This is a genomic window from Anaerotignum lactatifermentans, assembly GCF_014982935.1.
Lineage (GTDB): Bacteria > Bacillota > Clostridia > Lachnospirales > Anaerotignaceae > Anaerotignum > Anaerotignum lactatifermentans.
The window spans coordinates 1-7,541 of the sequence record NZ_JADCKK010000091.1; the positions used below are offsets into that span (position 1 = coordinate 1).

Here is a 7,541-nt window from a genome sequence, read left to right on the forward strand (position 1 = left end):
GTTCTTTTGAAGTCTTCGTCATAGCGAATACCTTTGCTGTTTGTTGACATGTAAATACCTCCTTTTGGTGTCTACTTTATTGTAATAGATAGTTACTTTATGTGTCCACTTTTTTAATATAGATCCAGACATTACAGCAAAAGGTGCAATAGATATGATATTAAACGAAGCAACAGAAGGAACAACAGTGGTATGGTATCAGAAGGAATGGAAAGAATATAAAAAGAAAAGCTTTAGATACCGGATAAGAAAGTATAAATATATCTGGCTTTCAATAAGTACAATACTTGTTTTATTCATTATGATTAATTTGTGTATGTAAGTAATTTTACATTAATTATGAAAACAATGAAAACAAGTAAGACTTTATCAAATCTGTTTGGGAAATCTATAGCGAAAAATCGTAAAAAGTTTTTGCAAATAAGAAAAACACTTATATGAAAAGCAATTATTCTATGAAATTGGAGGTTTTTTGCAATGATTGAAATGTTGTCTGCAAAAGAAATCGAAAGTTATTTGATTTTTTTAAAAGAGCAGGAAAAAAGTAAGGAAACCATTGAAAAGTACAAAAGAGAATTGTACGATTTATTGAAATTTTTATCCCAAAAAGACCTAACAAAAGAAGTTTTGATTTTGTGGAAAACAAAACTTCAGAATAACTATAGCGCATCCAGTGTGAATGGAAAGCTGGTTGCTGCTAATGGTTTTTTTTCATTTCTGGGTAGACATGATTTACGGATGAAGCTGTTGAAAATACAGAAAGAAATTTTTAGCAAAGAGGAAAAAGAACTTACAAGGCAAGAATATGTAAGATTAGTAGAAACTGCTCAAAAAAAGGGTAATATCCGCCTTTCGTTGGTTATTCAAACGATATGTGCGACAGGAATCCGTGTCTCAGAGCTGCAGTTTATTACAGTAGAAGCACTGCGAAAAGGGTGTGCGGAAGTAAATTGTAAAGGAAAACGTCGAATTATATTTTTACCTGAAAAACTGCAAAGAATACTGCTTAGATATGCCAAAAGCCATAGCATAGGGGAAGGGCATGTATTTATAACAAAGAGCGGACGTCCAATGAATAGAAGCAATATCTGGGCTGACATGAAAAAACTGTGCAGGGAAGCGCACGTTTCACCGGAAAAAGTTTTTCCTCATAATCTTCGGCATTTGTTTGCTCGAACATTTTATAGTTTAGAAAAAGACATTGCAAAATTGGCAGATCTACTAGGACACAGTAGCATAGAGACTACAAGAATTTATATTATGGAGAGCGGAAAAGAACATCGGAGAAGATTAAACCAAATGAGGCTGGTGTGGTAACGGAATTTCTATTCCGTAGTATTTTTACTTTATTTTTGTCTATAAATTCATCATAAAATAAAACTCCCCGATTCATTTTTTAGAAAAAAGCAACAAAATAAACCGATTTTGTCATTGAAAACAAATCGGTTTTGTTTTTATGTTTTTAACTTGCTATAATTGTAAAAAAATGCTATTGTAAAAACATACAGATGTATTACAGCATAAATTTATGTACAAGCAAATACTACGGAATAGAAATTCTGTTAGAAATGAGTGATTTTTATGAAAACGATTCCTTTTGATATTGAGACAATCAATACTTTTTTAAGTATGAAAGAAAAAATAGGTCTTAAGAAAGACACCATTGTAGAGTACCGTAGAGTCCTTTTGCATTTTAGGGAAGAACTTTTACCAGATGTGGAATTGAAGCCAAATACACTCCTGCAATGGAAAGAGAAAATGATAAATGAGGGAAAATTTTCTACTAGAAGTATCAACCGTAGTTTGGCGATTATAAATCAGTTTTTGGACTTTGTGGGAGAGCGGAACTGGCAAGTAGCTGGTATCCATCCTAATGAAGTACAGATGGAGCCTTTGCGACGAGAGGAATATATTCGATTACTTCAGGTTGCTAAAAAACAGAATAAAGAACAGATTTACTTTATTATGAAAACCATTTGCGTATTGGGGGTATCCGTAAGAGAGCTTCCGCAGATTACAGTTTCTTTTGTACAGGCTGGATACGGAACTATTTTAACGGATTCTAAAAGTAGAACTGTGGTCATTCCAATACCATTGCAAAGTGAATTGCTGGATTACTGTAACCGAAAAGGCATAAAAGAGGAGCCCATCTTTTGCTCTCAGAGAAATAAAGAAATTCATCGAACAGTGATCATTTCGTGGATGAAACAGCTGTGTGTATTGGCAGACGTGAAACCGGAAAAAGCAAACCCAAGAAATCTTCTGAAGTTATACGAACAAACCCAGGAAGAATTGCAGAAAAAAGTATCTTTTCTGATTCAACAGTCTTATCAAAAAGTTTTAGAAGCGGAAGATATTCTTATATTTGCAGAAGAAATAAATCAAAGTTGATATATGTTCCGAAAAAATCGGATCATAAGTGATTATATCTGACTACATAACTGCTTGTGCAATGCAAGAGGAAAGGCTGCGATTGATGGACTGCCTATAATAAGCAGTTACTTTTTGAAACTGCTTTTTATATAAATTTATTAAGCGGAATGTAGGTAAATCCTGCAGATATGTTGGTTTTTAAGATGGAGGGGAGACTATGAGGTAAGAAATACATGAAACGATATGAGATGAAATAGGGAGGAGATTATGATGAAAAAAATCATTTCTTTGTTCATGACATTGGTTATGATTTTATCAGTAACAAATGTTGCTGTGTATGCGGTTCAGCCCGCAGGAACGTTATGTGAGCATCACGCAGAACACAATGAAACTTGTGGGTATCTGGCGGCTGACGCAGGTTCACCTTGTATGCATATCCATGATGGAACTTGCGGCTATGAGGAGGCAGTAAGTGAAATGCCTTGCGATGGAGGCTGTATAGATACAGACGACGATGGTGTCATCGACCATGTAGAAGGATGCAGTTATCAGCCTGCAGTAGAAGGACACGCATGTACTCATATACACGATGCTGTATGTGGTTATCAAGAAGCTACTGAAGGAAAACCTTGTGGTTATGTTTGTGAAATTTGCGATGATACAGTAGAGGATGAAGATTCTGAGATAGTTTGCAGTTGCGAAACACAGTGCACAGAAGATAAATTAAATGAAGATTGCTCTGTATGCAGTGTAAACTGGGAAAGTTGTGCAGGAGAAGCGGAAACAGAAGTTTCCACTCTTAAGCCAATGCTGTTGGTTCAGTCTAGAAACAGTGTTGATTCTTATGACAGCTTACAAAAAGCAATTAATGAGGCTACAGATAATGTGGAAACAAAAATTACTTTATCCAATGATGTTGAGGTAACTAAAACCATTGAAATTCCAAGTGATAAAGTAATTACATTGGATTTGGGAGGATGTACGGTTTCCTATACGGGCGTTGGACATATTAGCATTTTTACAGTTAAAGGGAACTTGACGCTGATTGGCAGTGGTATTATTACAGGTGGTACTGGAAATAATGTGCCTGATCCTTATGTTTATAAGGGCGGCGGTGTCTATGTAGATAACAATGCTACATTCAATATGGGTACAAAAGAAGACCAGTGCAATGTAGAAATTACAGAAAACAGAGCACCTACGAGTAACAGATCCTTTGGTGGTGGTGTTCATGTTAGTAGAGGTGCAACTTTCAATATGTATAGTGGCACAATCTCTAAAAATTTTGTTAACTATGAAGGTGCTGGTGTTTATGTTAGTAGCGGTGCAACTTTCAATATGCATGGCGGTACAATCTCTGAAAATGAAATAGAGAATACTAATGATTCCGAACATGGTGCTGGTGTTTATGTTAGTAGCGGTGCAACTTTCAATATGTATGACGGTACAATCTCTGGAAATAAAGCAGGCACAGGCGGTGGCGTCTATGTAGATAATGCAACCTTTAATATGGAAAACGGAACTATTTCTGAAAATCTGTGCAGAGATAATGTAGGGGCTGCTGCTGTATATGTAAAAGGTAAAACAGCCAAGTTTGTAATGAATGGTGGTTTGATTGATAAAAATATCGCACGATATTATAATGACAAAAATAATGGGTGCGCTGTAAAGGTTGACTCTGGCGGCGAATTTGAGTTAAATGAAAATGGCACTATATCCAATACCCAAGGAAATGGTGTCATTGTAACGGATTATGACTATTCATCATATAAATATTCTGCCTTCACCATGAATGGTGGCACAATTACAGGAAATACGGCAACGACTAGCCCAGATGTCATAGCAAACGGCACACTAGCCGCCACACACGCCGGAGGCGCAGGTGTTCTTGTGCAAAATTATTCTATCTTTACCATGAACGATGGTACAATTACAGGAAATGAGGCATTTTCCTATGGTGGTGGCGTATATGTTGTTGATGCCACATTTAAAATGAATGATGGTACAATTACAGAAAATACGGCAAAAAACAATGGTGGCGGCGGCGTTTGTTTAAGTCGAGGTAAAATGACCATGGAAGGCGGTAACATTACCGAAAATCATGCCCAATATGGCGGTGGTATCTATCTCTCTAACTCTTCAAAATTTGATAGAACAGCAGGTGATTTGTATTTCAATACTGCGGAGCAATATGGCGATGATGTTGCATTGAAAAGCATATACTCTAAAGATTGGAAATTAGGAGCAGTTGACAGTGATTGGACGGTAGATAGCTGTGGAGATACCGTTGATGGATGGTACCAAGATGGGAAATGGAAAACCAATAGCAGTTCAGAAGGGAATGTTGCCCGATGGAATGCGTCCATCAGCGTAGATGGTAATGTAACTGAAAAGTGTGTGGCTGATCAAGATGTTTTTGCAAAATCAATAGGAAACTTTACACCAAATTACTATGGTGTATATGGTATTAAGGCGGCACACGGCAGTAAAAGTTATTGTACGGTAACTTTCGACTATAATGATGGCATAACTCAAGATACTGTAGAAAAAGTACTTATTGGAACCGCGGTTTCTGCCCCTGCTGAACCTGAAAGAGAAGGTTATACTTTTGTTGGTTGGTATACAGAGAATAATGATCAAACACCTTATAATTTTAGTTCGCTAGTATATAGTCAAACAGTTCTTGTAGCTAAGTGGGAGAAAAAATTAACGTTGAAGTATGATCTTTCTGAAGGTGTTGGGGCAGACGGTATAGATTATTCAGAAAAAGAATATGCAAAAGATGAAGAAATCCTTGTTTTATCCGCACCATCTAAAGAAGATTATACTTTCATTGAATGGAATACAGAACAAAATGGAGAAGGTACATCTTACCAGCCCGGTGATCACATTACCCTTGCCCAAGACACAACATTATATGCACAATGGACACCGAACATCAAAATTCAGCCGGCAAATATCACCATTTATATGGGCGGCAGCAGTTATGGCGGCGTTGTAGACGATGAAGGTAGTTTAGTTGGTAATAATGGGTTTCCGAAACCTGGTTTCACAGTGATCTTGCCAGAAGAATTAAATTCTGTAGATATGAGCAAACTATATCTTCAGTATAAAGAAAATGAAAACTCTATATTACAATGGAAATTTGAAAAATATGGGGATGGTGAACATAATATCTATCGTATTGTTGTAGATGGTGAAACACCCCAGCGTGATGTACGCATGGAATTTGAAAATGCACAAGGACAAATTGTAGAAAAAGATACATTTGATATTAAAGAGCATTTGAATCAAACTCTGATCATGCGTGTATATGGTGATGGGATTGATGCAGGAAAAGTTTCCTTTATGTATGAAGATAAAATCTATGGAATTTCTGTGTTGCCTGCGACACTTACTGTTCGCGGAACGACCAATGCAGTACAATATGCAGATCCTTCCGATGGCATTATTGCGGAAAAACCCGGATTGATTACACAGGAAGGAACATCTTATTATGTCAATGGCTCAGAAGTAGAGGTAATGGATACTACTGGAATTTCTCTATTATTTGATGAAATCATCAATTCCAATGAAGCCAATGATAACCGTACAAATCTGCTTCTGCAGCGTGTAGAGAAGATTCTTGGAAATTCCGACAGTGATCGTGTGTATGATTTTAAGTATCTGGATCTTGTAGATCAGAACAATGGTAATGCGTGGGTCAAAGCGGACAAGCCTGTTACTATTTACTGGCCATTGCCAGAAGGAACAAATGCTGATAGTTCTTTCACCCTACTGCATTTTACAGACGCACACCGTAGTTTGACAGAAGAACAGATTAAAGACGCTATTAACAACGGTGATGTCGAAACAATGAAAATCAAAGAAGTCACTAATACTCATGTTGTCTTTGATGTGACACCTGGTAACTTTTCACCATTTGTTCTGATAGGAGAAGAAAAGAAATCTTCTGATTCTGGTGCTTCCTCTGGTGGAGGGCATACTTCCAATACCTACTATGTCCGTTATCATGATAACGTTGAAACAGTAAAAGATGGAAAATTTATTCCAGGGGAAACTGTGACAGTAAAGGGGAATATCTTTACTGCACCCAGAGGTAAGGTGCTGGCAGGCTGGAGCTTGGAAGAAGATGGCAAAGTGGAGTACAAAGCAGGGGATACTTTCCGTATGCCTGGAAAAACCTTGGATCTTTACGCCGTATGGAAAGATGCTGAGATAGAAGGTCATAAAGCATATATCACTGGCTATCCAGATGGAACTGTTGGTCCTGACAGGAGCATTACCCGTGCAGAGGCTGCTACCATGTTCTATAACCTGCTGACAGACAAAAGCGCAGATAAGAGATTGCTTGCAGATGTGCCTATGGATCAATGGTACGCAAAACCTGTAACCACACTTGCTGGTTTGGGGATTATTTCTGGTTATCCTGATGGTACTTTTAAACCTAATTCACCTATTACCCGTGCAGAATTTGTTACAATGGCAATGAATTTTGCAAATGCTGAGAAAGGCACAACTTGCAGTTTCCCTGACGTATCTGAAAACATTTGGTATTATGGCGCGGTCGCTGGTGCAACAGAACACGGTTGGATCAGTGGCTATCCAGATGGCACTTTTGGTCCCGAACGAAATATTACCCGTGGAGAAGTGGCAAGCATCATTAACCGTATGGAAAATCGCGCGGCAGACATCTCCTTTATTTTGGAAAATCTGGATGAATTGCATACATTCAGTGACTTGCCTTTCCAACATTGGGCGTATGGTTCTATGATGGAAGCGGCAAATGGACATAATTATGTACGTGAATCTGCTAACGCTTACGAAGTGTGGGTAAGTGCTCAGTAACGTATTATATCTATAATAGAAAAGGCTTGTGCTTTTAGCGCAAGCCTTTTTATGATCGATGATGGCGATATTTTTATGATGTAAGTTTTAAGAAACAATCAGAAAAATAAGGTTATGATTTCATATATATTAGTCAAAAATGTGTAATGTGTTTTCAATTTTACCTGTTTGATGGTATAATCTAATCTATACAGAAAAGTCCAGCGGTGATATGTCAAGATAAAAACAATATTGAAAGATATACTTTCAGCTATGTTTCAAAAAGACAAAAACACCCACCTAAGCCCTGCAAATCGTATTTTTGAAAAATGAGCAGGGTT

General features: G+C 37.3%; 3 protein-coding genes. All 3 read left to right on the plus strand.

The genetic code is table 11. The annotated features are described in order from the left end of the window. The first annotated feature begins 477 nt into the window (after window positions 1–477). The 3 genes from INF29_RS13495 to INF29_RS13505 all read left to right on the plus strand — a co-directional run bounded on the left by INF29_RS13495 (window position 478) and on the right by INF29_RS13505 (window position 7,221). A complete protein-coding gene (locus tag INF29_RS13495; RefSeq protein ID WP_193487209.1) occupies window positions 478–1,317 on the plus strand; it encodes a tyrosine-type recombinase/integrase in 840 nt (279 codons plus the stop codon). Window positions 1,318–1,581: 264 nt separating this feature from the next. Beyond that, on the plus strand, window positions 1,582–2,391 hold the full coding sequence (locus INF29_RS13500) for a hypothetical protein (RefSeq protein ID WP_193487211.1): 810 nt from the start codon (window positions 1,582–1,584) through the stop codon (window positions 2,389–2,391). 252 nt (window positions 2,392–2,643) lie between these two features. Beyond that, entirely contained in the window at window positions 2,644–7,221 is a 4,578-nt protein-coding gene (locus INF29_RS13505) for an S-layer homology domain-containing protein (protein ID WP_193487213.1), read from the plus strand. The last annotated feature ends 320 nt before the right edge of the window (window positions 7,222–7,541 follow it).